The 24,505-nt window shown below is 67.1% G+C and carries 28 protein-coding genes; 11 read left to right on the forward strand and 17 right to left on the reverse strand.

Features of this window, described 5'->3' with window-relative positions; all coding sequences use genetic code 11:
* Positions 1 to 43: 43 nt before the first annotated feature.
* The 4 genes from IAE41_RS01075 to IAE41_RS01090 form a co-directional block, all read right to left on the reverse strand.
* A complete protein-coding gene (locus IAE41_RS01075; RefSeq protein ID WP_200731674.1) occupies positions 44 to 1,495 on the reverse strand; it encodes a DUF2271 domain-containing protein in 1,452 nt (483 codons plus the stop codon).
* A 108-nt stretch (positions 1,496 to 1,603) separates the two neighbouring features.
* Positions 1,604 to 2,509 (reverse strand): EF-hand domain-containing protein, encoded by a 906-nt coding sequence (locus tag IAE41_RS01080; RefSeq protein ID WP_200731675.1) that lies wholly within the window; start codon positions 2,507 to 2,509, stop codon positions 1,604 to 1,606.
* 30 nt (positions 2,510 to 2,539) lie between these two features.
* Positions 2,540 to 3,337: a DUF4198 domain-containing protein gene (locus IAE41_RS01085; protein WP_200731676.1), complete on the reverse strand. Its 798-nt coding sequence runs from the start codon at positions 3,335 to 3,337 to the stop codon at positions 2,540 to 2,542.
* Positions 3,338 to 3,500: 163 nt separating this feature from the next.
* Complete coding sequence (locus IAE41_RS01090; RefSeq protein WP_200731677.1) at positions 3,501 to 4,688, reverse strand: YbfB/YjiJ family MFS transporter; 1,188 nt, start codon at positions 4,686 to 4,688, stop codon at positions 3,501 to 3,503.
* A 156-nt stretch (positions 4,689 to 4,844) separates the two neighbouring features.
* On the opposite strand from IAE41_RS01090, the gene IAE41_RS01095 reads away from it, so the two are divergent.
* From IAE41_RS01095 to IAE41_RS01105, 3 genes are all read left to right on the forward strand, one after another.
* Entirely contained in the window at positions 4,845 to 5,450 is a 606-nt protein-coding gene (locus IAE41_RS01095) for a TetR/AcrR family transcriptional regulator (protein ID WP_200731678.1), read from the forward strand.
* 99 nt (positions 5,451 to 5,549) lie between these two features.
* Positions 5,550 to 6,233, forward strand: coding sequence for a type 1 glutamine amidotransferase domain-containing protein (locus IAE41_RS01100; RefSeq protein WP_200731679.1), 684 nt, complete (start codon positions 5,550 to 5,552; stop codon positions 6,231 to 6,233).
* Between the two features lie 104 nt (positions 6,234 to 6,337).
* A complete protein-coding gene (locus tag IAE41_RS01105; protein WP_200731680.1) occupies positions 6,338 to 6,733 on the forward strand; it encodes a hypothetical protein in 396 nt (131 codons plus the stop codon).
* Positions 6,734 to 6,751: 18 nt separating this feature from the next.
* Here IAE41_RS01105 and IAE41_RS01110 read toward each other — a convergent pair whose 3' ends face one another.
* On the reverse strand, positions 6,752 to 8,950 hold the full coding sequence (locus IAE41_RS01110; RefSeq protein ID WP_200731681.1) for a TonB-dependent siderophore receptor: 2,199 nt from the start codon (positions 8,948 to 8,950) through the stop codon (positions 6,752 to 6,754).
* Between the two features lie 204 nt (positions 8,951 to 9,154).
* On the opposite strand from IAE41_RS01110, the gene IAE41_RS01115 reads away from it, so the two are divergent.
* Positions 9,155 to 9,811, forward strand: a complete 657-nt coding sequence (locus IAE41_RS01115; RefSeq protein WP_200731682.1) for a TetR/AcrR family transcriptional regulator — start codon at positions 9,155 to 9,157, stop codon at positions 9,809 to 9,811.
* Here the strand turns inward: IAE41_RS01115 and IAE41_RS01120 are convergent.
* Complete coding sequence (locus tag IAE41_RS01120; RefSeq protein WP_234458201.1) at positions 9,808 to 10,239, reverse strand: hypothetical protein; 432 nt, start codon at positions 10,237 to 10,239, stop codon at positions 9,808 to 9,810. The two genes, IAE41_RS01115 and IAE41_RS01120, sit on opposite strands and share 4 nt — an antisense overlap.
* 178 nt (positions 10,240 to 10,417) lie before the next feature.
* On the opposite strand from IAE41_RS01120, the gene IAE41_RS01125 reads away from it, so the two are divergent.
* Entirely contained in the window at positions 10,418 to 11,344 is a 927-nt protein-coding gene (locus IAE41_RS01125; RefSeq protein WP_200731684.1) for a GAF domain-containing protein, read from the forward strand.
* A gap of 13 nt (positions 11,345 to 11,357) precedes the next feature.
* Here IAE41_RS01125 and IAE41_RS01130 read toward each other — a convergent pair whose 3' ends face one another.
* The 3 genes from IAE41_RS01130 to IAE41_RS01140 all read right to left on the reverse strand — a co-directional run bounded on the left by IAE41_RS01130 (position 11,358) and on the right by IAE41_RS01140 (position 13,238).
* Entirely contained in the window at positions 11,358 to 11,795 is a 438-nt protein-coding gene (locus IAE41_RS01130) for a hypothetical protein (protein WP_159095353.1), read from the reverse strand.
* Between the two features lie 32 nt (positions 11,796 to 11,827).
* On the reverse strand, positions 11,828 to 12,379 hold the full coding sequence (locus IAE41_RS01135) for a cysteine hydrolase family protein (RefSeq protein ID WP_200731685.1): 552 nt from the start codon (positions 12,377 to 12,379) through the stop codon (positions 11,828 to 11,830).
* A 199-nt stretch (positions 12,380 to 12,578) separates the two neighbouring features.
* The gene (locus IAE41_RS01140) at positions 12,579 to 13,238 is read right to left on the reverse strand and encodes an NAD(P)H-binding protein (protein ID WP_079221963.1); all 660 of its coding nucleotides are present in this window, start codon (positions 13,236 to 13,238) and stop codon (positions 12,579 to 12,581) included.
* Between the two features lie 459 nt (positions 13,239 to 13,697).
* On the opposite strand from IAE41_RS01140, the gene IAE41_RS01145 reads away from it, so the two are divergent.
* Together IAE41_RS01145 and IAE41_RS01150 are read left to right on the forward strand one after the other, a co-directional pair.
* Positions 13,698 to 14,099 carry a response regulator gene (locus IAE41_RS01145; protein WP_079221964.1) on the forward strand — a complete coding sequence of 134 codons (402 nt, stop codon included), beginning with the start codon at positions 13,698 to 13,700 and terminating at the stop codon, positions 14,097 to 14,099.
* A 29-nt stretch (positions 14,100 to 14,128) separates the two neighbouring features.
* Positions 14,129 to 14,323, forward strand: coding sequence for a hypothetical protein (locus tag IAE41_RS01150; protein ID WP_079221965.1), 195 nt, complete (start codon positions 14,129 to 14,131; stop codon positions 14,321 to 14,323).
* A gap of 16 nt (positions 14,324 to 14,339) precedes the next feature.
* Here the strand turns inward: IAE41_RS01150 and IAE41_RS01155 are convergent, their stop codons facing one another.
* The 4 genes from IAE41_RS01155 to cho form a co-directional block, all read right to left on the reverse strand.
* Positions 14,340 to 14,669: a hypothetical protein gene (locus IAE41_RS01155; RefSeq protein ID WP_200731686.1), complete on the reverse strand. Its 330-nt coding sequence runs from the start codon at positions 14,667 to 14,669 to the stop codon at positions 14,340 to 14,342.
* Complete coding sequence (locus IAE41_RS01160) at positions 14,666 to 15,829, reverse strand: zinc-dependent alcohol dehydrogenase (RefSeq protein WP_200731687.1); 1,164 nt, start codon at positions 15,827 to 15,829, stop codon at positions 14,666 to 14,668. Before IAE41_RS01160 ends, IAE41_RS01155 begins: the two co-directional genes overlap by 4 nt.
* A gap of 99 nt (positions 15,830 to 15,928) precedes the next feature.
* The gene (locus IAE41_RS01165; protein WP_108768928.1) at positions 15,929 to 16,405 is read right to left on the reverse strand and encodes a YetF domain-containing protein; all 477 of its coding nucleotides are present in this window, start codon (positions 16,403 to 16,405) and stop codon (positions 15,929 to 15,931) included.
* Between the two features lie 78 nt (positions 16,406 to 16,483).
* Positions 16,484 to 17,341 carry an excinuclease Cho gene (cho, locus tag IAE41_RS01170; protein WP_200731688.1) on the reverse strand — a complete coding sequence of 286 codons (858 nt, stop codon included), beginning with the start codon at positions 17,339 to 17,341 and terminating at the stop codon, positions 16,484 to 16,486.
* A gap of 180 nt (positions 17,342 to 17,521) precedes the next feature.
* Here cho and IAE41_RS01175 point away from each other — a divergent pair, with 180 nt between their 5' ends.
* The 4 genes from IAE41_RS01175 to IAE41_RS01190 all read left to right on the forward strand — a co-directional run bounded on the left by IAE41_RS01175 (position 17,522) and on the right by IAE41_RS01190 (position 21,612).
* Complete coding sequence (locus IAE41_RS01175) at positions 17,522 to 17,908, forward strand: sensory rhodopsin transducer (RefSeq protein WP_200731689.1); 387 nt, start codon at positions 17,522 to 17,524, stop codon at positions 17,906 to 17,908.
* 96 nt (positions 17,909 to 18,004) lie between these two features.
* Positions 18,005 to 18,871: an SDR family oxidoreductase gene (locus tag IAE41_RS01180; RefSeq protein ID WP_200731690.1), complete on the forward strand. Its 867-nt coding sequence runs from the start codon at positions 18,005 to 18,007 to the stop codon at positions 18,869 to 18,871.
* Between the two features lie 30 nt (positions 18,872 to 18,901).
* Entirely contained in the window at positions 18,902 to 19,798 is an 897-nt protein-coding gene (locus IAE41_RS01185; protein WP_200731691.1) for an SDR family oxidoreductase, read from the forward strand.
* A gap of 11 nt (positions 19,799 to 19,809) precedes the next feature.
* Positions 19,810 to 21,612 (forward strand): glycoside hydrolase family 15 protein, encoded by a 1,803-nt coding sequence (locus IAE41_RS01190; protein WP_200731750.1) that lies wholly within the window; start codon positions 19,810 to 19,812, stop codon positions 21,610 to 21,612.
* A 19-nt stretch (positions 21,613 to 21,631) separates the two neighbouring features.
* On the opposite strand, the gene IAE41_RS01195 is transcribed toward IAE41_RS01190, so the two are convergent.
* Genes IAE41_RS01195 through IAE41_RS01210 form a run of 4 tightly spaced genes read right to left on the reverse strand, consistent with a single transcriptional unit; the run spans position 21,632 to position 24,379 of the window.
* Positions 21,632 to 22,321, reverse strand: a complete 690-nt coding sequence (locus IAE41_RS01195) for a glycosyltransferase (RefSeq protein ID WP_200731692.1) — start codon at positions 22,319 to 22,321, stop codon at positions 21,632 to 21,634.
* Positions 22,318 to 22,905, reverse strand: a complete 588-nt coding sequence (locus tag IAE41_RS01200; RefSeq protein ID WP_200731693.1) for an SAM-dependent methyltransferase — start codon at positions 22,903 to 22,905, stop codon at positions 22,318 to 22,320. Before IAE41_RS01200 ends, IAE41_RS01195 begins: the two co-directional genes overlap by 4 nt.
* Positions 22,902 to 23,654 carry a PIG-L family deacetylase gene (locus IAE41_RS01205; protein WP_200731694.1) on the reverse strand — a complete coding sequence of 251 codons (753 nt, stop codon included), beginning with the start codon at positions 23,652 to 23,654 and terminating at the stop codon, positions 22,902 to 22,904. The genes IAE41_RS01200 and IAE41_RS01205 overlap by 4 nt, the downstream gene beginning before the upstream one ends.
* On the reverse strand, positions 23,642 to 24,379 hold the full coding sequence (locus IAE41_RS01210) for an acyl-CoA dehydrogenase (RefSeq protein ID WP_325166966.1): 738 nt from the start codon (positions 24,377 to 24,379) through the stop codon (positions 23,642 to 23,644). Before IAE41_RS01210 ends, IAE41_RS01205 begins: the two co-directional genes overlap by 13 nt.
* Between the last annotated feature and the right edge of the window lie 126 nt (positions 24,380 to 24,505).

The raw sequence follows: 24,505 nt of genomic DNA on the forward strand, positions 1-24,505 counted from the left end.
GGCGCGGTCTGCGTTGCTGGGAGTAATCGGGAAAGAACGGTGGCTAGGGCCTTGAGACCTGCACGGTGCCGATCTCGCTGCTGCCGTGCGCCTGCGTGGGCAGGTCTCTGCCCTGGCCGGTATCGATGGGCACGGAGAGGAATTCGTGGCCACCGCCCTGCCGCGCCGCCTCGACCTGCAGGCGATACGCGCCCGGCGGCAAGGCCTGGCCGCGGTCATCGCGTCCATCCCACGCCACCGAGTAATGGCCCGGCAGGCGCGTGGGCCGCGCGATGCCCTGGATCGCCGGCAGATCGTCGCGGCCATAGCGGCGCCACCATTGCGGCAGGTCCTGCAGGTAGCGCGAGCGCTCGCCGAGGACCAGCAACTGGCGCACCGGGCTGCCGTCCTCGCGCGCGATCCACAGTGCCAGGTACGGTGCGTGGTAGCGCTCGCTGGGCAGCGAGGGCACCTGGTAATCAATGACCAGCCGTTCGGGAGCGACGGTTGTGCCGCTTGCCGGCAACAGCAGGCCGGGCCAGCGCTGCGAGGCGAAGGCCGTGCCGGTATCACTGAGGATCAGCGCGGCGACATCCGGCAGCCCATCGGCCAGCTCCAGGCCGGAGCGGATCGGCATCACCGACAGTGCGGTGGCCAGCGCATCGGCACTGCTGGCATCGGGCGCCACGACGGTCGCAGACGGTGCGAACTGCATCGGCCAGCCCGACCAGGGATCAAGGATGTGGCTGTAGTGCCGGCGGCCCACCGTGTAGCCGCGGGTGGCGTGGCCGCTGGCGGCGATGGCCTGCGAGCGCAGACCCGCGGTGGCCAGTGCGGCGCGATTGTCACGTGGTGCACGGGCATCGGCCACGCCCACCGGCCAGGCCTGCCCTGCCCCATCGGCCTGCCAGTAGCGGGCATCGCCGCCGATATCCAGCCCGATGGCGGTGGCCGCCGGTGCGGCAGCGCGGGCTGCGGCCAGGGCGCGATCAATGATGTAGCCCTTGGCCAGCGCGTCCACGTCGAAGATCACCGCGGGTGGGCGCGTCACCGGCTGTCGATCGTCCAGGCGGACCTCAGCGGCGTTCGCGTCCGAGGCCAGTGCCCGCAGTGCTTCGCGCGTCGGCAGGACGCCGCTTTCCTGGGCCTGCTGCCAACGCTGGGCAAGCCCGCCCAGGCGGCAACTGAAGAGTCCTTCGGTGCGCGCCCGCCATTCCTCGCACAGGCGCAGCACGGCGCGCAGGTCGTGGGACAGTTCCTGCGGCGCGGTCGTGGCATTGAAGCGACTCAGCTCGCTGTCCGCACGCCAGCGGCTGAGCAGCGCGTCCAGCCGTTCGATCTCGGCCAGCGCCGCACGGCCGGCGGCCGCCGCCTGGGCTTCAGGCGCGTCGATGCGCAGGTCGAGCGAGGTGCCGAGCACATCATCGCGATGCAGCTCGGCAGCACCCGCGGCGACGGAAGGCAGGCCGCTCAGCGCCATGCAGATCGCCAGCAGAAAGAGGGAACATCGCTTCATCGACGACTCGATCAGGCACAGCGTTGCCCAGCCGGTCCAGGGCGGACCGGTGGATGAACGCAACGAAGGGGAAGTCAGCGGGCCACCCCGTTCGGGTGGCCCGGACCATCAGCGGCGCGGTTCGGGCGCGGGCAGCCGGGCGTCGACAGCGTCGACCACGCCGTCCTTGTTACGGTCAGCGGTTTCGAACAGGCGCTTGCCCGATTCCTGGTACTCGGCAAAGGTCATATGGCCATCCTTGTCTGCGTCGAGCACGGCAAAGCGCACGTGGACCTGGCGATCGCCGCCCTGGTCCAGCGCATCGATGCGACGATCCACGCGCGTCTCGAACTCGGCCAGGTACTCCTCCAGGGCCAGCTGGCCATCGCCGTTGCTGTCGGTACGGGCGAACTGTGCATCGCGTACGCGCTCGTACTCGGCACGCTCAACCTTGCCGTCGCCGTTCTCGTCGTACAGCTCCAGGAAGCCGGCCGCGGTATGGCTGGTGGGCATGCCGATGCGGCTGCGGCGCTGGTTGTCGAAGCGCTGGGCACCGGCGGCGGTCTTTGCTTCCCGCTCCGGTGCGGTCTTGTTTTCACTCGTTCTGCTGACCAGCGCCTTCTGTCCGCCCTGCCAGGTCTTTTCGCCGGCAGCATCGAACTCGGCGCGCGATACCTGCCCACTCTTGTCGGTGTCCAGCGCGGCAAAGCGGGCCTTGGTCTGTTCAACCTGGGCGGCACGCTCGCGCTCGATCTCGGCTGCCACGCGGGCGTCGAACTCGGCCACGTACTCGGCCTCCTCCACGGTGCCGTTGCGGTCGGTATCGGTGGCGTCGAAGCGGGTGCGGCGGAACGTCTCGAACTCCTGCCAGGTCACGCGGCCATCGGCGTTGTCGTCATGCTCGGCGATGAAGGCCAGCACGTTGTTGCCGTGGCCGCCCACCAGCGGGCGCGGGCCGGGCGCGGTCTGTGCGGATACAGCAGAAGAAAGCAGCAGCGCGGCAACGCACGCACTGGCAAGCACGGTGGTTTTCATGTCGACCTCGAAGGCGGTGTTACGGGGAAATCAGGGATTGAGCACGTGGAACGTGAGCGTCACGCTGTTGCTGTATTCGGCCACCGGCGCACCGGCCGGTGCGGCCGTGCGGTGGCGGGTCAGTGCGACCCAGGTGCCTGCGGCGGACAGCGGGAAGCGCACGTGCCCGGCAGCATCGCTTTTCAGGTTGACCACCCGCGGCGTGCGATCCGAACTCCACGCCGCCTCGGTGATCTCCACGGCCTGGTTGGCCAGGGGCGTGCCGTCGTATTGCACGACGAACTCGAAGGCTTCGCCCACGTACAGATCGCTGGGATGGGTGACCGGCACCAGCTCCACGCCCTTGTTGCGCGGGGCCAGCGCGGCGCGGTCCGGGTTGCCCACGGTGATGTAGCTGTCGGCCTGGGTAAGCGACTGGAAATCGGAGATCACCTTCGCCCCGGCCGGAATCTTCACCGCCGGGTCGCGCGAGCTCTCGCGCTTGCCGTTGTGTTCCCAGGTACGGAACAGCGCACCCAGGCGCGGGCCGGTGCTGAGGCGGTAGGTGCCCGTGCCTGCTGGCAGCGTGTACTCGGCCACGGTGCGGGTTTTCATCACCTGCGAGGCCAGCGGCGCCTGCGTGCCGTCCGGGCCGGTCACCGTGAACTGGCTGTCATCGAACGCAGTTTCCGGAATGAAGAAGGTCTCGGCAAACGAGGCGTCCATGGCAATCGTCTGCCCCGCCCGTGGCGCGAAACTGCTGGGCACCAGATAAGGCGTGTGGGCGTATGCCGGCAGGGATGCAGCCATCGCCAGCGCGACGGCGGCGAGCAGGGAAAGAGTCTTCATGGGGCCTTCGTGTCGGTGAGCGTGGGCGCTGGCGAGACGAAGGTCCGGGGCTGGCGGACGGAATGCTATTCCAAATGCGATTGGTTATCAATTGGTGAAATCTGGCGAAATGTATCGTTGTAGCCGGCAACGCATCCGCGCGTGCCGCAAGGTGCCTGGGGCCTCAACTCCTCCCGCGATCCCGCAGATCCGCGACATGAAGCAGCAGTGCGCCGCAGCCCATCAACACCGCCGTCGCCAGCAGTGCGCCCTGGTAGCTGCCGGTCGCCCTGGCCATGTACCCGGCGATGATCGGCCCGATGATCTGGGCCACGCCATACCCAAGCGTGATGCGCGCCATCGCCCTGGAGGGGTTGGACGGCACATGGCGGCCAACCAGGGCCAGGGTGAGGCTGACGATGCCCACGAACGTAGCGCCAAACAGGGCCGCCGACAGCAGGTTGACCGGCGCGCTGGAGGATACGGCAGGCAGCAGCATGCCCGCGCCCTGCAGCACATAGGCCAGAAGCAGCGCCCGGGTTGCGCCGAAGCGGCGGGCGACGCGGTCCCAGATGAAGGTGGACGGCAATGCAGCCACGCCGACGATGACCCAGACCCAGCCGCCCCTGCCCTGCAGCGGGGGCAATCGTTCGAGGATGGCAACGATGAAGGTGGCGCCGATGACGAACCCGAAGCCCGCACACACATAGGCTGCATTGAGCAGGCGCATCCAGTTGCGCGACGTCGAGGGCGGTGGCACGGCCTGTGCAGCGGCGGTGGGCGATGCGGATACCGGCGCGGGCATCCACAACCAGGCAGGCACGAAGAACAGCACGCCAAGCACGCCGAGCGCGATCCACTGCCCGGACCAGGGCAGTGCCGGCAGGGTGAGGACCACCGCCGCACCGGACACCACGATGCCCAGCCCCATGCCGGTGAAGTGCAGGCCCAGGTCCGGGCGGCGCCCGTGCTGCAGCAGCCAGTTCAGCACCAGACCCGAGGCCAGCAACAGCCCGGCCACGCTGGACAGGCCCGACAGGAAACGCAGCACGCCCCAGGCCACGGGGTTGCTGGTCAGGCCCATGGCTGCGGTACTGGCCACCGCCACCACCAGACCGATTCGATAGAGCACGTAGCGCCGGCGCAGATCGCCGGCCATCGCGGCCAGCACGGTGCCGGACATGTTGCCGGCGTAGTTGATGGCGGCCAGCCAACCCGCGGCGACATACCCCAGCCCCGCCTGCGCCTTCATGATCGGCAGCATGGGCGTATAGGCGAAACGGGCGAGGCCCACGGTGAGGACGAGTGCGCAGATGCCAGCAAATATCACCCGGTGCGGCGTGTCATGGGGCGCACTTCCAGCGAGGGTCATCGTGTTCCGTAGCGGCTGCCTGCGTTGCTGGAACCTAGCACCGGCACCGGTGCCCGGGCCATGCCGCGAAAGTAGGGTCTGGCGATGCTGAACGGAAAATGCGCGTACCGCACAACTCACTAGACGACCGGTCTAATCGCGCGTATCGTCGCTCCCATGAACTCCGCCACCGACACCGCAGGCACCGACGTCCGCCGGAAGATCCTGGCCAGCGGCCGCCGCACCATGGGCGGCAAGGGCTTCTCGGCGGTCGGCCTGAACGAGGTGCTGACCGCTGCCGGCGTGCCCAAGGGCTCGTTCTACCACTACTTCGGCTCCAAGGAAGCCTTCGGCGAGGCCCTGCTGCAGGACTACTTCGACGAGTACCTGGCCGAAATGGACCAGATCTTCCGCGCCGGTGGCCAGACCAGGGCCCAGCAGCTGGACAGCTACTTCGCCGCGTGGATGGCCAGCCAGTCCTTCGAGGACTGCCAGGGCAAGTGCCTTGCGGTGAAGCTGGGTGCGGAAGTTGCGGACCTGTCGCCGGCGATGCGTGCGGCGCTGCGCAGCGGCACCGCCGGCATCATCCAGCGGCTGGCACGGGCGATCGAGGGCGGCCAGGCCGATGGCTCGCTGGCCTGCAGCGGCGATGCGTCCGCGCTGGCGCAGAGCCTCTACCAGCTGTGGCTGGGCGCCAGCATCATGGTCAAGATCGTGCGCGGGCCGCAGCCCTTCGACAACGCGCAGCGCGCCACCCGACAGATCCTGCATCCCTCACGCTGAGCGAGGGGTGCGTACGCCACACTTCCAACGAAGTGTTTTTTTGCGACCGGATACTAGACGACCGGTCTACTGCACCACTCTCCCAACAGGAGCACCACCATGAAAGTCCTCATCGTTCTGACCTCGCACGACCAGCTGGGTGATACCGGGCACAAGACCGGGTTCTGGCTGGAAGAACTGGCTGCGCCCTACTACGCCTTCAAGGATGCGGGTGCGGAGATCGTGCTGGCCTCGCCCAAGGGTGGCCAGCCGCCGCTGGACCCGAAGAGCAACGAGCCGGCGTTCCAGACCGAGCTGACCCATCGCTTTGAAGCCGACGCCGCCGCCAAGGCGCAGCTGGCCGCCACCGTCCGCCTGGACAGCGTCAATGCCGCCGACTTCGACACGGTGTTCTACCCGGGCGGCCACGGTCCGCTGTGGGATCTGGCCAACGACACCCATTCCATCGCACTGATCGAAGCGTTCGTTGCCAGCGGCAAGCCGGTCGGCCTGGTCTGCCATGCGCCGGGCGTGCTGCGCCAGGTCAAGGCACCCGATGGCACGCCGCTGGTCGCCGGCAAGCACGTCACCGGCTTCGCCAACACCGAAGAGGACGCCGTCGGCCTGACCAACGTCGTGCCCTTCCTGGTGGAGGACATGCTGAAGGACCTGGGCGGTGACTACAGCAAGGGCCCGGACTGGAGCTCGTATGTGCTGCGCGATGGCCTGCTGGTCACCGGCCAGAACCCGGGCTCGTCGGCCGAAGCGGCTGCAGTGCTGATCCAGGCTGTGGCCAAGGCCTGAACCCCACGAAGGGGCGATCCGGCAGGCCTGTCCGGATCGCATCCCTCCCCCATGCTACGGTGCGCGCAACGGCAACCCGCAGTGTCCCAGGCCGGGAGGTTCCCATGACGCGCACCCAGGCGACACCCACGGCGGCCACCGGCACGGTCCCGCCCGACCTTTTCGGCGCCCTGCGGCAGATGCTGCTGCGCCATGGCGACGGCCTGCTCGTCGTCCACGATACAGACCAGCATTTCTACGCCAATTGCCGCAGGCCGGGCGCCAACGGCAAGGCACAGTTCTTCGCTGCAGTGAAGGTGTCCGGGCGCAGGCACGCCTTCCACCTGATGCCCGTCTACGACTTTCCCGAGCTGCTGGCAGGCATCAGCCCCGCGCTGAAGCAACACATGCAGGGCAAATCCTGCTTCAACTTCGAGCACTGGGACGCCCCGTTGCTGCAACAGCTGCAGGCGCTGGTCGACCAGGGCGCCGCGCGTTACATGGCCGAAGGCAGGCTCTGAAGCCTGCGCTCCCTCCCATCAGAAATCGACGGTGGCCGACAGCGTGAAGGTCCGCGGTGCACCCAGCGCGAGGCTGGACAGCAAGGGCTGGCCCCAGTAGGCCGTGTTGGTCAGGTTGTTGATCGTGCCGCGCAGGGTCAGCGGGCGGCCGGAGAGACGGGTCGCGTAGCGCGCCCCCAGGTCGTACACGGTGTGCCCGGCCACCCACTGCGTGTTGTCGGCACTGATGAACTGCCGGGACATGGAGGTGATGCCCGCATTAAGGCTGAAGCCTTCCAGCATCGGCAGATCCCATTCGGCGGTGATCTTACCCTGCACCTTCGGCAGGCCGGTGGCCAGCTTTCCTTCGTTGATGCCACTCTGGGTGCGCGTGAGCTTGGGCTGCACGTAGGCCACGCCGCCCATCAGGCGTACATCGTCCAGCGGTGAACCGAAGAAGCTCCAGTCCGCGCCGCGGTTGCGCTGTTCGCCGCCGAACGAATAGATGTTCGAGACCGGATCGGTGTAGCCATTGGGCCGCTTGATCTCGAACAGGCTGAAGGAATGTGCGAAGCGGCCCGCATCGAGCTTCAGGCCAAGTTCTTTCTGCCGTGTCTTGAACGGCGGGAACACTTCGCCGGCATTGGCGGCCGTGGTCGGCGCGGTCGCACCCTGGCTGAGGCCCTCGATGCTGTTGGCATACAGCGATACCTTGCCGCCCAGCTTGAACAGCAGCGCGGCGGCCGGGGTAGTGGCGCTCTGCTTGTAGCGCGAAGACAGTGCACCGGTGTTGATGTCGAACGCATCGCTCTGCACCTGCTGGCGACGCACGCCCAGCGTGACCTGCACGCGATCGTCGGCGAACCCCAGGGTATCGGCCACGCCCACGCTGCGCAGCTTCACCTCGGTATGCATGATGTGGGGAGTGATGAACGCCGGCGCTTCGTTCCAGGTGGGCGCGTAGAGGTTGGTCACCCAGCTGGCCTCGGGCACGCTGCGGCGGCCGTAGTCGTCCTGCTTGTGCTGGTAGGCGGTGGCATTGGCGGCCAGCTGGTGGCTGACCGGGCCGGTCTGGAAGCTGCCGCGCACGCCCACATCAGCCGACTGCTTGCGGGTGTGGAAGGCCAGCTGGGCCACGGTCGTGCGGAAATCACCGGCGTTGTTGAGCACCAACGCACTGATGGCACCGTTGTAACGGTAGTTCGTCTCGCTGGCACCGAAGGCCGCATAGCCCATCAGGTGATCGTTGAAGTCGACTTCACCGCGCAGGATCGCGCCCTTGTCACGGCTCTCCACCCTGCCCCATTCGGGGTTGATGAGCACATCGGCGCGCGGCGGCTTCGGTACCGCCACGCCAACATCCAGGCTGACGCCGCGGGTTGGGCCATGGATGAGATCCTCGGCAGTGTAGAGGTCCAGCGATGCGCGGCTGCGCTCGCCGCGCCAGTCCAGGGCCAGCGAACCCAGCTGGTAGGCCTTGTCCTGGTGGCGGATGGCACCCTCGCCTTCGCGGTGCACGGCGTTGAAGCGCACGCCCCACTGATTGCGGTTGCCGAAGCGGCGGCCGACATCCACATGGCCGCCGAACTGCGCGTCGGCGCCATGGTCCACGCTCAGCCGGGTCAGCGGCGCATCGTCCGCACGCTTGGGAACCAGGTTGATGGTGCCGCCTACCGAACCGCCCGGCGGCATGCCGTTGAGCAGCGCCGACGGTCCCTTCAGCACGTCGATCCGCTCGAACATTTCCGGCGACGTGCGATAGAACGGCGCCATGCCGAACAGGCCGTCCACGGTCATGTCGGTGGTGCTGGAAGCAAACCCGCGGATGGCGTAGTTCTCGCTCCACGCGCCGGAGGCATTGTTGGTGAACACCGTCGGATCTGCGGCCGCGATGACCGAGGTGATGTCACGTGCCTGCCGATCGGCGATGTAGGCCTCGGTATAGCTGATGGTGTTGAACGGCGTATCCATGAAATCACGGTTGCCGAGCAGGCCCACGCGCCCGCCCGACGCCACTTGCCCGCCGGCATAGGGGTCGGTGACGGTGCGGCGCTCGTGCACGTTCACCGAATCGAGGGTGGACACCTGCGGCGCGCGGTCGGTGGCGGCGGCGATGGCCTGGGCAAGCGCCGAAGGCGCGGGAAGGATGAGAACGCCGCCCAGCGCAAGCAGCAGCGGGGTGGCTCGGCCTGCGCGCAGGCAGGACAAGGGAGCATGGCAACGGACATCGGACGTCATGGGTGTACCTGGGTATGACGAGGCCTGCGCCCTGGTCATGGGTCCGGCAGATTCCGGATGGACGGGTGCAGGCGGGGTTGCTGGCTGGGCCGATGCCTGGCTGGGAGCGGTGAGGCGCAATTGCTACGATCACGCCGCGCGCAGGTGGTGCGCGGCGTGGTGCGATTAATTATCATTACTATAAAATAAATGGTCAAGCCGCCGATGAAAGACAGCGAACAGGCACCGACGCGCGGACGCCCGAAGAAGCTCAGCCATGCACGCATCGTCGAGGCCGGCATGGCCATGGGGCTGCGCGACCTGACCTTCGTCGGGCTTGCGGGCGCACTCGGGGTGACCCACATGACGCTCTACAACCACATCGCCAGCCTGGAGGCGCTGAAAGTCGCGGTGGCCGAAGCCATCTTCGAGCGCTGGCAGATGCCACCTGTCGAGCGGGGCGATGGGCAGGCGCTGCCGGACTACCTGATCGACTTCATCGCTTCGCTGCGCGATCTGGTGATCGCACACCCCGGGCTGACCCCTTACCTGCTGCGGCGCTCGGTGGCGTCACCCACGATGAGTGCGCGCATCGCCGGGCATCAGAGCGAGGTTGCAGCAGCGTATGCCCTGCCGGTGGAGCAGGCACGCTGGTTGATGTCGACCGTGGCGTTCCATTGCATCGCCGTGGCCGACACGCTGTACGCCGGTACCGGCAAGGACGCCGTGCCCGCAGGAACGCGCGCCCGCGACGCCAGTGAGGTCGACCGCGAGTTCGCCCAGGGCATGCATGCGTTGGCGCTGGGGGCGCTGCAGATCCTGCGCAGCGGCGTGGACCTGCAGTCGCTGTCGCTGCCGCCGCCGGCGGCAAAGGGCGGCTAGCGCTCGCGGCAGCGCAGCCAGCCGCCCGCAGGGGCTGAGATCTGTTCCCACCCGTTGGCCACCCGGCGGAAGGCCTGCCCGCCGATGCAGGCCGTGCCGGTGCGTTTGGCCTCGGCCGAACCGAGCGCAGGCAGCACGCCCACCTCGGCGGACGGACCGGGACGACCGGCCTGGCGCGCTTCATTCTGCAGGATGCCGGCTTCAACGCTGGCGCAGTACGCCTTCATGCCGGGATGCGGGTGGTTCGGCCAGGCGTACTGGTCGCAGTTGAACGGCGTCGTGCTCTTGGCCATCGAGTTGTGCGCCGGCCGGGGTGCGGCGGGCAGCGGCCTGGGCGCGGGTCCGGTGGCCGAGCGGATCTGCTGTGCTGCCGCAGGCAGCGCTGCAGCCAGCAGCCAACCCGACAGCAGCAAGGGGCGAACAACCATGGCGTGTCCTCGTTCCATGAGTGGGCAGTGCAAAGGCCCTGCGGCGTGACGCATCACGCTTCCGGCCGGTCCATGCCGGCGATTCTGCCCGAAACCCGGGCCGCTGCGGGGGTGGTTCATCCATTGGACGCCGGCCTGTTCTAGCATGGATCACGTCCTTTGACTGCCCAGGATCACCATGACGGATCATTCTTCTGCCGCATTCACTGAAACCGAACGCCAGCACGCGCTGGATGCGCTGCATGTGGTCGGCAGCCTGCCCGAGCCGGCCTACGATGACATCGTGAAGGTGGCCGCCGCCGTCTGCGGTACGCCGATGGCGCTGGTGACCCTGATCGATCGTGACCGCCAATGGTTCAAGGCGCGCATCGGCGTGGAGGGCAGCGAAACCGACCGCGACGTGGCGGTCTGCGACCACGCGATCCGCCAGCCCGATCAGTTGCTGGAAGTGGGCGACCTGAAGCAGGACAGCCGCTTCGTCGACAACCCGGTGTTGAACGAGATGGGTGCGCGCTTCTATGCGGGCATGCCGCTGGTCACCCGCGAGGGCGCGGCGGTGGGCAGCGTCTGCGTGGTGGACCTGACGCCGCGTTCGCTCAGCGCCGAGCAGCGTGACGCCCTGCAGGCCCTGGCCCGGCTGACCATGAACCTGATGGAAGCGCGCAGCCGCGAGCGCGAGCAGGAAGTGGCGACCATCCTCGAGCAGAGCCCGCTGGTGGAAGCCGCGCACGCCACCACCGGCACCGCCTGCACCGTGGTCATCCTCGAGCTGCAGGACCTGGCGGCCCTGGCCGAGCAGATGGGCGAGCGCAGCCTGGAGCGCCAGCTGCAGCAGCTGGATGTGGCGCTGGAACAGTGCCTGGATGCCACGCGCGGCGACAGCATCAACCGGGTCACCGGCAGCGGCGAGTTCATCGCGGTGCTGGGCAGCGACCAGGCCAGCGACACCCTGGCGGCGCTGCAGGCGGTGGCCGACGATGCCTCCTCGCGGCTGGCCCGGCCGCTGCTGCTGGGCGCCGCCGGCGGTACCGGCGAGGAAAGCACCAGCGCGGTGTTCCTGCGCGCCGACCGTGAACTGAGCGCGCGCAAGGACGAACAGCGCTGAGGCTGCGCAGGTCTCAGTCGAACCAGAGCATCGTGGCCGGCCCGCTGCAGTCTGCAGGCAGGGGGTCGGCCAGGCTGCCCGGCAATGCGGACAGTGCGCCGCTGCCAAAAGTATGCGTCGTGCCGAAGGCCACACCCTTGCCGGTTCGGGTGTAGCGCACGCCCACGGCCACGCCGTCCTTTCTTTCCAGCTCGAAGCCGTCCGGCCACAGCGCAAGAAGGCGCTGACCCGATCCAGTAACGAAGTAGACGCACGAGCCGATGGGCTCGATGGTGCCGATGGAAGCAGCGGTCAACCAGACCGTCGACGCTTCAGGCGTCAGCGTTACCGCCCGCAGCTGTGGCGCAGGATGGCGATCACCGCCCCCCGTTGTGCTGCAGCCTGCCACTGCGGACAGCAGCATCAGCACAAGGCTGTTGCGGAGTGTCCGTGTCTGGGTCATCGGTCCCATCTGCCCTCCTGGCTGACTTCGTTGACTGGAGCTTACCCTGCCGCGAACGTGCAGTCTGCGCTGGCGACGAGGCTGACAAACGCCCCGCGCAGCGTGGCGTTGTGATGCTCGACGATGGTCTGCGCCTCAAGCACGGCCGAATCGGTGGTGGTGTGCGCGTCGGCCACCAGCACGGCCGCAACGCCGAGGTCGCGCGCGGCGCGGCAGGTGGTATCCACGCAGTAGTCGGTCTTCATGCCGACGATGACCAGTTCTTCGACGCCGGCCGCGGCCAGTCGCTCGACCAGGCCGGTCTCGAAGAAGCAGCTGGGCCGCGTCTTCTCGAACACGGTGTCGCGCGCCGGATCGATGGCGAGGCCAGCCAGCAGCTGCGACAGCGGGCTGTCGCTGGCAAGCGGCGAGCCTGCGGGGCCGACGTGGCGTGCGGCAAACACCGGGGCATCGGCGGCATGTGCGCGGTCGATCAGCGCATTGATGTTGACCAGGACTTCGTCAGCGCGGTAAGGGCAATGCGCGCCGTTGAACAGGCCGTGCTGCATGTCGATGACCAGCAGGCCGCGGCGGGGGATTCGGGATGGGCTCATGGTGTTTCTCCTGTGGGGTGGGCACGGACGGAGAAACAGAAGACCCCGTCCATGACTGGCGGGGTCCTGAGGGGCGGCGCTACATCACGTCACGTAACGACCTCACGACCTGCCAGGGGCAGTCGTGGTGGTAGTGACGGCGGCGGCGCGGAGGACCATGCGCCCGATGCTGCGTCAGCGCGTTGTCGTGGTCAAGCCCTCATGCCGGCGACAGCGCCTGCAATGCATCGAACACCGGGGTTTCGCCCTCGGTGAGTTCGATGATGCAGCGGCGCAGCTGCGGGTGTTCGATCAATGCCAATAGCGTGGCAGCGACGTCGGCGCGGGCGATGTTGCCGTAGGGAATGGCGAGGCCGGCACGCACCCGGCCCGTGCCCGGTTCGTCGGTGAGCGTGCCCGGGCGCAGGATCACCCAGTCCAGCGGGCTTTCGGCCAGGTGCACGTCGGCACGCTTCTTCACCACCATGTAGTTCTCGAACGTATCCGACAGGTGCTTGCCACGACCGGCTTCCGGGAAGGCCGACACCAGCAGGAAGCGCGGCACGGCCGCGGCCTGTGCCGCGGCCACGGCCAGTTCCAGTCCGCGCCCATCGATGGCGTCGGTCATCGACGCGCCGCCCTTGCCACCGGCACCGGCCGAGAACACCACCACGTCGCAGCCTTTCATCAGCGCCGCCAGCGCGGCGACATCCAGCTGCAGCAGATCGCCCTGCACCGGGCCGGCGCCGAGGGCGGTGAGTTCGGCGGCCTGGTCCTGACCGCGATGCAGGGCCAGTACGCGATGGCCACGTGCGCTGGCCTGCTCGACAAGGGAACGGCCGACCTTGCCGGCTGCGCCGACGATGAATACCTGGCTCATGCTGGATCCTGTGAAGGGGGTGGTCCAGTGTGGCGCGCAGAAAACCAACACAGCGTGATCGCCCGCGATGGCTCCGGTAGATGCCAACCTTGGTTGGCCCCTGGCCCTACGGCCCACCAAGGTGGGCATCTACCAAGGCGGCTCCCGGTGGCTGGACACGCTTCGGTAGATGCCAACCTTGGTTGGCACCCTGGATCTACGGCCCACCAAGGTGCGCATCTACCAAGGCGGCTCCCGGTGGCTGGACGCGCTTCGGTAGGTGCCAACCTTGACTGGCGCCCTGGCCCTACGGCCCACCAAGGTGGGCATCTACCAGGGCGGTTCACGTCCGTCCGCCGACTGCGACCCGCATCCATCGGGTCATGCGACCTTCGCGCCGCGCACACGGCAGCCAGCCGCTGGCTTGATGCCCGGAAGCGGAACATAGGGGCAACATGACAATACGAGCACGACCTGCGTATGCAGAAGTATGGAAATGAACAGACGCAGGAGCACTGCCTGTTATTGGTAGAGGATCAGCTGGATCTGGCTGAACTGGTTGAGGATGCGCTGTCCAACGAGGGGAACACCATCACGCACGCTGAAAGCGTATTCGAGGCACTCAGCCTGCTGCGCAACGAGCAGTTCGATGCCGCCATCCTTGATATCGAGCTCGGCGACGGCGTGGTGTTCCCGGTCGCTGACCGGCTGGCGGAGCTGGGCGTGCCCTTCCTGTTCGCCTCCGCCGTCTACGATCAGGTCGTGCCAGCCCGACACCAGAAAGCACGCTTCGTCGCCAAGCCGTTCCACATCCCGCAACTTCAGGAAGCAGTGAACCAGACGCTGGCCCAGAGCCGTGGCAGACAACCGTTACAGCGCTGAAACTGCACCCACCGCAAGGAATTCCTCCGATGAGCAAGCTACCGTTCAACCCCACGGGCGACGCCAGCGACCAGGACAAGGCGCATACGCCGGACAAGGTCCGTACCGACCAGAGCTGGAAGAAAGGCAAGGACATGCCGGAACAGAACGAGACGGCACATCCCGACGACTACGAGCGACCTGAGGTCGATCCGACGGGAGGTCGTCGAGGGTCGAAAGACTGAGCTGCCTCCCTCCCCTTCAAAGACCGTCGAACCAGCTCGCGTACGGCGTATTCTTTACCAGGTAGCGGTTGTAGTCCTTGCCACCATCTGTCCACCACACCGGGCCACGCTCGCCGAGACCTCGTTTAGCCGCATCCACCGCGCGGCGTGCATTCCGCAGCGCCGCCGCTTCTCCGCTCCTCATCGCGGCCTGCACCGCGCGCCGCGCGTCCATGAGCGCCGCCACCCACCGCGCACGTTCGATGGCGGTGAGATTCGGGTTGGTCGCGCGCCAGAGCCGCCCGCGCACCACGATGTAGCGCCTGTCAGGGGTCAGCGGCGTACCGCTCGCTGGGTCGCTTGTCACGGGGTCAGCACGATCTTCCGGCAGTCATCGTCCTTCGCATCGAACATGGCATAGCCCTGCGCGGCTTCGGCCAAGCTCAACCGGTGCGAAATGATGTTGCCGGGGTCCAGCTTGCCCTCCAGGATGGCGGTCAGCAGCTCGGGCATGAGGCCCTGCACATGGGTCTGCCCCATCTTGAAGGTCAGGCCCTTGTCGAATGCGTCCCCCAGCAGGAAGCCATGAACGAAACCGGCGTAGACCCCGGGAATGCTGACCACCCCACCCCGCCGGGCGGCCGCGATGCACTGGCGGATCGCTACGCCACTGCTGCCTTCCAGCTTCACCGCTGTCAGCGCGGTCTCAAGCGAACTGCCCTCCGCCTCGAACCCGACCGCCTCGATGCAGGCATCCACGCCCCGGCCGCTGGTCTGGCTGACGATGTAATCCGCCGGATCGTCCACCTTGCCGAAATCGATCGGCGTGACACCATAGGTGCGTTGCGCGAAGTCCAGCCGATACGGCAGATGGTCCACCATGAAGATGGTTTCCGCACCCAGGAGGCGGCAACAGGCGGCACTCATCAAGCCAACCGGGCCTGCACCGAAGATCGCTACCGTCGAGCCCGCCTTCACCCCTGCGTTGAGCGCGGCCTGATAGCCGGTCGGCAGGATATCGGACAGGAACAGCACCTGCTCATCGGCCACGCCATCCGGAATCCGCAGGGGGCCGACATTGGCCTTGGGTACACGCACGAATTCTGCCTGGCCGCCAGCGACCCCGCCGTAGAGGTGGCTGTATCCGAACAATGCGGCTGGTGGCATCAATCCCTTCGCATTGAGCGCCGCGCCTTTGCCTGGGTTGGTGGTTTCGCACGCGGCATACTCCGCCAACTGGCAGTGGAAACACTCGCCGCAGGCAATCACGAACGGTATGACCACCCGGTCGCCGGCGCGCACCTGGGTTACGCCCCTGCCAACCTCTTCCACAATGCCCATGAACTCGTGGCCCAGCACATCGCCGGTGTGCAGATCCGGGATCTTCCCCCGGTACAGGTGCAGGTCCGAGCCACAGATGGCGGTGGCGGTGACACGCAGGATGATGTCGTCTTCTGCGGCAAGTACCGGATCGGGGACGGTCTCAACGCGGACATCCTTACGGCCGTGATAGGTCAGCGCCTGCATCGTCGTTCTCCTGCCGTTGGGGACTGCAGGGTTGCATGGGCACGGCTGTGCCGGCGGTGACCTTGCCGTGTGCGGGGCGTGGATTCCACTGTTGCAGCTTCAGCGGCCTTCGGCATCCACGGTGATCTCTCCCGAGGTTTCCAGCATGGCCAGTTCGATCTGGTGATGGCCATCGCAGCCTGCCTTGCGCATGGCCACGTCCAGGTCCTCCGGCGCCACATTGCAACGGCGCAACTGCTCCCAGAACACCTTGCCGTTACGCACCAGCACGACCGGCGCGCCCTCCACCCAACGGTGCAGCCGACGATTGCGCGCGGTCACGAAACCGACCAGCCAGTTCAGACCCAGCAACGTGGCGGCAAGGATGAGTCCGCCAAGCAGCGAGGTGTCCTCACCGATCAGCGAGTTCTGCACCGCCGTACCCAGCAGGACGATCACCAGCATATCGAACGGTGCGGACTGCCCGATCGATCGTTTGCCACTGAGCCGCGTCAACAGCAGCACCACCACGTAAACGGCGGTGGCCCGTAGTACGAACTCAAACCACGGCATGCCCAGCTCGAACAGATCGGTCACGGTCTTCTCCCTGCATGGCCTGCCCGGAGGGATACAGAACAGGTCGTCCACGCTGCGTGACTCTGTCTACGCGACCTGCTATAGCGGGTGCAGGGCCCAGTGGCCCAACGACAGCCCCTTGCGAAGGATGCGGTACGCGTCGCGGTCAAACAGCGGATCAGTCCGACGCACGCGCCGGGCAGCGGCCAGGGTCTTCGCGCTGCCGTGATAGAACCACCCATCAACGACGTGGAACTGCCGCATCGCTTCGCCGCGCTCCTCGATGGCCACGGGGCCGGCGTAGGGCCATTCGGCAATCTCCAGCAGCATGAGCGCATCGGCCAGCCGCTGCTGATGCTCGGCAAGGGTCTCGCCGCCGCAGCAGGCACCGGCACACTGGCGCAGCATCGAGCGGAAGCACGGGCGTCCAGAGGGAAGCCGCTCCAGGCCCAGCAGCGAATAGCAGAGCCGATTCTCATCCGCCACGCGGCGCAGTGACTCACGCGCGGCGCGGGCACTCGAATAGATGCCGTACAACATCGGCGTGGACGTCAGATCCACGTCTGACGAGTTCACCACGCTGATCTCGCCCCGGTACAGACGCAGGCTGAACTGACGCGGCAACCGCCGCAGCAGCCGGTTGTACAGCGGGCGCTGTTCTTTCACCATCGCCGCCTCCAGCAGCTGCGCGCCCAGATCGCCCGCCATCGGCAGATGACTGATGCGCTCTGACTGGCGCAGCATCGCAGCCTCCTCAGCCGTCCGCAGATGGTCCATCACCCGCGTGCGCAGGTTGATGCTTTTGCCGATGTAGAGCGGCAGGCCACCCTCGCGGCCATGGAACGTATAGACGCCGGGTTGTGCGGGGAGCGCCTGCGCCTGCTCGCGCAGATGCTCGGGAAACACATACCCGGCGGCGCGGGCGGAACGTCGCGCGGCCTGCGCATTGGAAGGCATGAAGGGCAGCAGTCAGGTGCAGTGGAACCAGCGATGCATGATAGGCAAGCGCCGCAGGACGGCCAACGCGTAACGGTGCACGCCACTGAACGCTTCATGTTGATGCCGTGGACACTTGACGTGCACGCCTTCGGCGCGGGCGCCTCGACCACTCTGGTGGCCGCCTTACGGAGAGAAACCATGACGCAGGAAAACCCCGGCGCCCTCGGGCGCACGCGCTGGGCCATTGCCGAGGGCTACATTCCCGGTTGGAGCAACGGGCCTGAGCCCGAGCTGCAGAGTCACGACACGTGCTGCATCCTCAATGCCGGCAGCACCGATGCCCGTATCAGCCTGATGCTGTACTTCGAAGATCGAGCGCCGCAGGGGCCCTACACCTTCACCGTTCCTGCCCAGCGCACCTGCCACAAACGCTTCAACGACCTGCAGGAACCAGCCCCGGTGCCGCTGGGCGTTGGCTTCTCCTGCGTCATCGAGTCCGACGTGCCCGTGGTGGTGCAGCACACGCGCCTGGATTCGCGCCAGGCGGCGAACAGCATCATGACCACCATCGCGCACCCGCTGTGACCCACGCCGTGCACGCCGTGCCGACATTGCTGGGCCACGGCGTTTACTGCGGGGTGCCCACACTGGCCGCTCCCTCCCTCCATAGACGACGCACGCATGCCAGTCCCCAACTACCCGAAGCCGCCATTCAAGGCGCAGCAACAGTCCTTCCCTGGCAAGACCAGCAAACTTGACCCGAAACCGGACCACGGTGAACAGAGCTACAAGGGTCACCGCCAGCTTGAGGGCAAGAAGGCACTCATCACCGGTGGCGACAGCGGCATCGGCGCAGCCGTGGCCATTGCCTATGCACGCGAAGGTGCGGATGTGGCGATCGCCTTCCTGGAAAGCGAAAAGGACGATGCTGCCGCCATCGGCAAGCTCATCCAGGAGGCCGGCCAGAAGGCGGTTCTGGTCCCCTGCGATATCAGTGACGAGGCGCAGGCCGAACAGTTGATCCAGCGCGTCGTGCATGAGCTGGGCGGCCTGGACATCCTGGTCAACAACGCCGCCTACCAGCGCTACTACGAGTCGTTTGACGAGATCACGATGGACGACTGGCGCAAGACATTCGATACCAATGTCCATGCGCTGTTCAACCTGACCCGCCTCAGCGTTCCGCACCTGAAGGGCGGCGGCTCGGTCATCAACACCGCATCGGTGAACTCGAAGAAGCCGACGCCGAACATCCTGCCGTACTCCACCACCAAGGGTGCGGTCGCCAACCTCACCATCGGCCTGGCGGGACTGCTGGCCGAAAAGGGCATCCGGGTCAACGCGGTCCTGCCGGGCCCGATCTGGACGCCATTCATTCCCGCCGGCATGGCCGCGGACAAGGTCGAAAATTTCGGCAGCCAGACCCCGTTCGGCCGCCCCGGCCAGCCCGCCGAACTCGCGTCCGCCTACGTGATGCTGGCCGCTGACAGTGCCAGTTACACGTCGGGCGCGCTGCTCACCATCTCCGGTGGCGCCGTCACCCTGTAACCCGTTATCTACCTCCCCCAAGGAAACCCCATGACCCGCAACCAGTACGACATGCAGAACCCCCTCACCCAATTCCCGCAACCGACCTACCCGGCCCAGGTGCAGACGCCACCGGGTACGGTGCACGAGTTGAATCCCAAGGCAGATCACGGCGAGAAGAGCTACGTCGGCCTGGGGCGGATGAAAGGGCGCAAAGCGCTGATCACCGGCGCTGACTCCGGAATCGGCCGCGCGGTGGCCATCGCCTTCGCGCGGGAAGGTGCGGATGTCGCGCTCAACTATCTGCCCGAGGAAGAGAAGGACGCGGCGGAAGTCGTCGCCCTGATCAACGCGGAAGGCCGCAAGGCCATTGCCCTGCCCGGCGATCTGCAGGACGAGGCGTTCTGCCGGGACCTGGTGAAGCAGGCCGTGGACGGGCTGGGCGGACTGGATGTGCTGGCGAACATCGCTGGCAAGCAGCTGGCCGTGGAAAAAATCGAGGATCTGGACACCGAGCAGTTCGAGGCGACATTCCGCACCAACGTGCACGCGCTGTTCTGGGTGTGCAAGGCCGCCCTGCCCCATCTACCGGCCGGCGCGACGATCATCAACACCGCTTCCATCCAGGCCTACCAGCCCTCGCCGAACCTGCTCGACTACGCGCCCACCAAGGCCGCCATCGTCAACTTCACCAAGTCGCTGGCACAGCAGGTCGCCGAGCGCGGCATCCGCGTCAATGCGGTTGCGCCGGGCCCGATCTGGACGCCGCTGCAGCCCGCAGGTGGCCAGCCGCCGGAGGCGATCCCCGATTTCGGTTCGCAGACCCCGTTGAAGCGCGCGGGCCAGCCGGTAGAGATGGCATCCGCCTACGTTCTGCTGGCCACCCAGGAATCGAGTTACATCACCGGTGAGGTGATTGGCGCCACTGGCGGCATGCTGCTGCCGTGACCCAGGACGCAGTGGAAGGAGTGAGCATCGCGCGTGACCCTGAGGGTCACGCGCCGATCAACGCATACGCGGCCATCGGTGATGGGCGGTCTGCCGCACTGATCGCGCCCGATGGCAGCATCGACTGGTGGTGCGCACCCTGCCTGGATGCGCCGCCCCTGTTCGATCGCTTGCTGGATGCGGCTGACGGCGGGCGTTTCGTGCTGCAGGCGCGCAACATCGAGAACGTCTCCCGCCGCTACCGGCCGGACAGCAATGTACTGGAAACCGAGGTGCGCACCGTGTCGGGCCGTGCCCTGGTGACCGAATCGCTGAACAGCGGGCCGGCCGGACGCCTGCCGTGGTCAGAACTGGCGCGCCGCATCGAAGGACTCGACGGAGAGGTGACCTTCGATCTGCACTATCTTCCGGGTACCCGCGCCGGCAGCTGCACGCCCTGGATGAGCGACACGCCCAACGGCTGCGTGCACCATGTCGGCCCGGTGATGACCATGCTGCGCTATCCCGAGCAGACCCGCATCGAGCAGTGTGATGACCGCGAGGTGAGGGGCAGCATCCAGGTTGCACCGGGCGAGCGGGCGATCATTGCCCTGCTGGCCTCGCAGGACGAAGTGCTGCCGGTACCGCCCTTGCAGGACATCGATACCCGCATCGACCGTTCCGACCGTGAATGGCGGCAATGGGTTGCCGATCTGCATTGTGAGAGCCGCCAGCGCAGCGAGGTCATGTGTTCGGCGCTGGCGCTGAAGTTCCTCTGGTTTGCTCCCACTGGGGCGATCGCCGCAGCGGTGAGTGCCTCTCTGCCCGAACGCCTGGGGGGCGACAAGAACTGGGACTATCGATATGCCTGGGTGCGTGATGCCGCCTATGTGATCAAGGCGTTCCTGCGCGTAGGCGCCCTGCCCGACGCGAAGGCGGGTTTCAGCTGGCTGATGACCACCATCGGCCGCCACCGTCCAGGCATTCCACCGTGCTACACCCTGCGCGGAGAGCGTGTGGAGCAGGAGCGTTACATCGACATCCCGGGCTACCAGGGCAGCCAACCGGTGCGGGTCGGCAACACCGCAACCGACCAGCTGCAGACCTGTGTCTACGGCGATGTGCTGGAGATGGCCAGCCGGATGATCGAGGCCGGACACATACTGGATCCCGCTACCGCGCGCCTGCTGTTCGAGCTGGCAGACGAATGCGCCGACCAATGGATGCGCAAGGACTGCGGATTCTGGGAACTGGAAGAGCTGCAGCACTACACGATGTCCAAGGTGGAATGCTGGATGGCCCTTCGACGCGCCTGCGAGCTCGCTGAAAAGGGCCACATCACCCGCGCGCGCCTACCACGCTGGCAGCGCGAGAAAGAGCGCATCCTGGACTGGATCGATACGCACTGCTGGGATGAGAGCAAGCAGGCATACGTGATGCACGCCGGCAGTGACCGGCTGGATGCCAGCCTGATGCTGGCCTCGCGATTCGGCCTCGCCGAGGTACGGCGGGAGCGCTTCATCGCTACCCGTGACGCCATGCGACGCGAGCTGTGCGATGCCAGCGGCGATCTGTTGTGGCGCTACAGCGGCATGCAGGATTGCGAAGGCACCTTCATCAGCTGCGCGTTCTGGATGGTGGAGGCGTATGGCTTGCTGGACGAGCGGGACGAGGCCGAGCGCCTGTTCCATTCACTGCTGGGGCGGGTGCGCAACGATGTCGGGCTGATGCCGGAAATGTGGGACCCGCTCACTGGACAGGGTCTGGGCAACACACCGCAGGGCTTGAGTCATCTGGCGCTGATCCATGCCGCGTTTGCGGTGGACGGCCACTAGATCCGCGCTGAAGGACTGCTCAGCTGGCCAAGGCCAGCTGAGGAGTTGGCAACGCCTCAAAGGCAGCCAGGCTTGCCAGATGATCCGCAAAGCCACCGACGGCGCGGCCTGACAACCGGCTACTGGTGGTCACCACAGGCGCGCTGGCCCAACGGATCGACGCGCCAGCCGCCTCCAATCGACGCACCAGGTCCACATCTTCGGAGCATCGCTTCGCCGCGAATCCGCCCGCCCGCCGGTAGGCAGAGGCCGAGACCCCGAGGTTGGCCCCGTGCACGCGACCATGCCCCTCATCCCAGCGCTCGCTGCGCTGGAAGCAGCTGCGCAACCACGCCTGCTGCGGCGCCAGCTCGCCAAGATCGACGACGCCACAGAACACGTCGGTGCCTGCGGCGCGCTGGGCCACCAGCCAATCGGCCGGGACTTCGCTGTCTGCATCGGTGCTGGCCAGCCATGTGGCGCCGCGCTCGATAAGCACACCCGCCGCGGCCGCGCGCGCAGCGCCGACGCAGCGTGCCTGCAGGCTGAGGATTTCCGCGGCCATCCCTGCACAGACCTCAGCACTGCCATCCGTGCAGGCATCCAGGGCAACGATTATCTGCACCGGCTCACCAGCCAACCCGGGATGCGCTGCGGCAATGGCCAGCGAGCGCAGGCACGCCGGAAGGTGCTCGGCTTCGTTGTGTGCCGGCACCAGCACGCCGATCATCTCAGCCCCTCGTTGCTGGCCAGCGAAAGCGGTGCTCGGGTCCAGCCCTGCAGGATGAAGTCGCTGTCGCGGTAGCAGAAGGCCTCCTGCAGGCCATGCCCCAATCGCTCATGCACCAGCGCGCTGCGGGTGGCCCGGCCCGGGAACGACGGCAGCCAATGGCAGGCAACCAGCAGGCCGTCGTCCTTCATCGCGGCGTGCAGCCCGTCGCGCAGTTCGACCAGCGCATCTGGGCCGAGGTAGTAACCCATCTCGCCACATACGATCAGATCGAATCGACCGGCCGGCCACTGCTGCGGATGCTGCGCGCAATGCACCTGCACATGCGGTAGATGCGCCAGCCCGCGGCGCGCCTGGAAAGCGGCGCGCGGACTGATGTCGGTGGCCAGCAGGCGCTCGCAGCGGCCGGCCAGGCGCTCTGTGAGCACCCCGTTGGAGCAGCCCAGCTCCCAGCCGCGTTGGAAGGTGGGCTGGGTAAGACTGGCCATCAGCAGGTCGCGCTTACGCTCTTCGTACCAGCGGGTGCGGTAGCCGAAGGGATCGTCATTGGCGTGGATTTCGTCAAAGTAAGGCTGGGCGCTCATGCAAAGTAGACCTCGTGGGTACGGTAGAAGCGGGTGAGCACGTGGGCCGGAAGGATGGGCTCGGCCTGCAGCCGTGGCACGTCACCGGTCTGGGTGCGGAACTGGGCGATGGCCTCGCGCTTGCGCGCGGCGACAGCGGAAATATCGAGCAGGCGTGGCGCTTCCCAGGCCATGTGGGCGCAACCTGGGTCCAGCCAGTGCCAGCCCCACACCGGATACTCCAGGCGCTGGCATCCGGCCGAACGCGCGGCACGCCAGGCAGCACGGCCCGCTGCTTCATGGTCGGGGTGGCCATCGAAGCGCCACGGTGCCAGTACCAGGTCGTCCTCGCGCAGCGTCTGCCACAACCAATCTTCCAGGCCCGTTTCGTGATTGCTGACCCCGCCGTCGGCAATGCCAAGGTGGACGATGGACGCAGCATCGATGGCCAGCTCGGCAAGGGCGTCGCGCAGTTCCTCGCGGCGTGCCTGACGCAGGCGCTGCGGTGTCCACCAGGCTTCGCCCGGATAGCATGCCTCGCCATCGGTTACCGCCACCACCTGCACCGGCACGCCAATGGCTGCCGCCGCACACAGCAAACCGCCACAGGCCAGTACCTCGTCATCCGGATGCGGCGCGACCACCACGATGCGCCCTGCCCCGGCAACGAGTTCGGCCAAAGGCGTCTCGGGCTGCTGCCAGAGCCAGTCGCAGTGCTCCCATGCGCGTTCGTCAGAGCCTTGGCCGTGGATGGTGGCTACAGCGCCCATGGCATCACCTGCCGGGCGCACTGTTCGCCCAGCCATTCCCAATCCTTGTCGGCGTGGCTCTGCCGCATGAACACGGTCAGATCGGCCCAGCGGCGCGCATGGGCATCTTCCATGCACATCGGCGCCGGGCCAAGCGCGCGGCCGGCCAGGTCCAGTACCTGCGTGGCGGCGCGTTCGACCACGCTGCGCACGCGGACTACCTGCACCCGGTGGGTAAGCTGCGGCGCTGCATCGATGGCATGGGCCAGTTCGCGCAGCAGTGCCGCTGCCGGGGCCAGCGCGAGGTCAGCCTTGCCCAGCAGGCGTGCACGCAGGCCCTCACTGCAGGCGTGCTGCATGCGCTCGGCCAGCGCGGTCGCCGCACCGAACCAGACCGCGGCGATGCCAGCCCCCCCGTGCCAGAAGCCGGGACGTTCCAGGTAAGCGTTGACGGGCCCGACCGCTTCGGCCTCAGCGTCGTCGAAGCGCACCGTGGTGGAGGGTACGCCGGCCATGCCGGCGGCCGGCCAAGGCTCGCTCTCCATGCAGTGCCACTGCGACGCGTCCACCTTGTACAACTGGACACCCGACTCATCGCGCACGGTCACCAACGCGGTGTCGACCAGATTGCTTCCAGAACACCAGGGCTTGTCACCGCGCAGGCGTCCCGTGTGCTCGGCACGCAGCGTACTGGCGGGGCCTTCAGCCGCCCACACCGCCAGCAGTTGCTCTGCTGGGACGGGCACGCGTAGTTCATGCAGGATCGCCACTGCATCGTGATGCGCCTCAAGTACCTTGGCCAGACACAGATCCTCATGGCCCAGAGCAGCCAGCGCCCGCCAGCGCTCCAGTGTGCGGCCGTGGCCCGGAAG

It is taken from the genome of Stenotrophomonas sp. S39 (genome assembly GCF_016624665.1).
Classification (GTDB): Bacteria; Pseudomonadota; Gammaproteobacteria; order Xanthomonadales; family Xanthomonadaceae; genus Stenotrophomonas.

Excerpts from the sequence above, each read along its gene's own strand:
- IAE41_RS01075 (WP_200731674.1), bottom strand. The coding sequence starts at position 1,495 with ATGAAGCGATGTTCCCTCTTTCTGCTGGCGATCTGCATGGCGCTGAGC.
- IAE41_RS01080 (WP_200731675.1), bottom strand. The coding sequence starts at position 2,509 with ATGAAAACCACCGTGCTTGCCAGTGCGTGCGTTGCCGCGCTGCTGCTT.
- IAE41_RS01085 (WP_200731676.1), bottom strand. The coding sequence starts at position 3,337 with ATGAAGACTCTTTCCCTGCTCGCCGCCGTCGCGCTGGCGATGGCTGCA.
- IAE41_RS01090 (WP_200731677.1), bottom strand. The coding sequence starts at position 4,688 with ATGACCCTCGCTGGAAGTGCGCCCCATGACACGCCGCACCGGGTGATA.
- IAE41_RS01095 (WP_200731678.1), top strand. The coding sequence starts at position 4,845 with ATGAACTCCGCCACCGACACCGCAGGCACCGACGTCCGCCGGAAGATC.
- IAE41_RS01100 (WP_200731679.1), top strand. The coding sequence starts at position 5,550 with ATGAAAGTCCTCATCGTTCTGACCTCGCACGACCAGCTGGGTGATACC.
- IAE41_RS01105 (WP_200731680.1), top strand. The coding sequence starts at position 6,338 with ATGACGCGCACCCAGGCGACACCCACGGCGGCCACCGGCACGGTCCCG.
- IAE41_RS01110 (WP_200731681.1), bottom strand. The coding sequence starts at position 8,950 with ATGACGTCCGATGTCCGTTGCCATGCTCCCTTGTCCTGCCTGCGCGCA.
- IAE41_RS01115 (WP_200731682.1), top strand. The coding sequence starts at position 9,155 with ATGAAAGACAGCGAACAGGCACCGACGCGCGGACGCCCGAAGAAGCTC.
- IAE41_RS01120 (WP_234458201.1), bottom strand. The coding sequence starts at position 10,239 with ATGGTTGTTCGCCCCTTGCTGCTGTCGGGTTGGCTGCTGGCTGCAGCG.
- IAE41_RS01125 (WP_200731684.1), top strand. The coding sequence starts at position 10,418 with ATGACGGATCATTCTTCTGCCGCATTCACTGAAACCGAACGCCAGCAC.
- IAE41_RS01130 (WP_159095353.1), bottom strand. The coding sequence starts at position 11,795 with ATGGGACCGATGACCCAGACACGGACACTCCGCAACAGCCTTGTGCTG.
- IAE41_RS01135 (WP_200731685.1), bottom strand. The coding sequence starts at position 12,379 with ATGAGCCCATCCCGAATCCCCCGCCGCGGCCTGCTGGTCATCGACATG.
- IAE41_RS01140 (WP_079221963.1), bottom strand. The coding sequence starts at position 13,238 with ATGAGCCAGGTATTCATCGTCGGCGCAGCCGGCAAGGTCGGCCGTTCC.
- IAE41_RS01145 (WP_079221964.1), top strand. The coding sequence starts at position 13,698 with ATGCAGAAGTATGGAAATGAACAGACGCAGGAGCACTGCCTGTTATTG.
- IAE41_RS01150 (WP_079221965.1), top strand. The coding sequence starts at position 14,129 with ATGAGCAAGCTACCGTTCAACCCCACGGGCGACGCCAGCGACCAGGAC.
- IAE41_RS01160 (WP_200731687.1), bottom strand. The coding sequence starts at position 15,829 with ATGCAGGCGCTGACCTATCACGGCCGTAAGGATGTCCGCGTTGAGACC.
- cho (WP_200731688.1), bottom strand. The coding sequence starts at position 17,341 with ATGCCTTCCAATGCGCAGGCCGCGCGACGTTCCGCCCGCGCCGCCGGG.
- IAE41_RS01175 (WP_200731689.1), top strand. The coding sequence starts at position 17,522 with ATGACGCAGGAAAACCCCGGCGCCCTCGGGCGCACGCGCTGGGCCATT.
- IAE41_RS01180 (WP_200731690.1), top strand. The coding sequence starts at position 18,005 with ATGCCAGTCCCCAACTACCCGAAGCCGCCATTCAAGGCGCAGCAACAG.
- IAE41_RS01185 (WP_200731691.1), top strand. The coding sequence starts at position 18,902 with ATGACCCGCAACCAGTACGACATGCAGAACCCCCTCACCCAATTCCCG.
- IAE41_RS01195 (WP_200731692.1), bottom strand. The coding sequence starts at position 22,321 with ATGATCGGCGTGCTGGTGCCGGCACACAACGAAGCCGAGCACCTTCCG.
- IAE41_RS01200 (WP_200731693.1), bottom strand. The coding sequence starts at position 22,905 with ATGAGCGCCCAGCCTTACTTTGACGAAATCCACGCCAATGACGATCCC.
- IAE41_RS01205 (WP_200731694.1), bottom strand. The coding sequence starts at position 23,654 with ATGGGCGCTGTAGCCACCATCCACGGCCAAGGCTCTGACGAACGCGCA.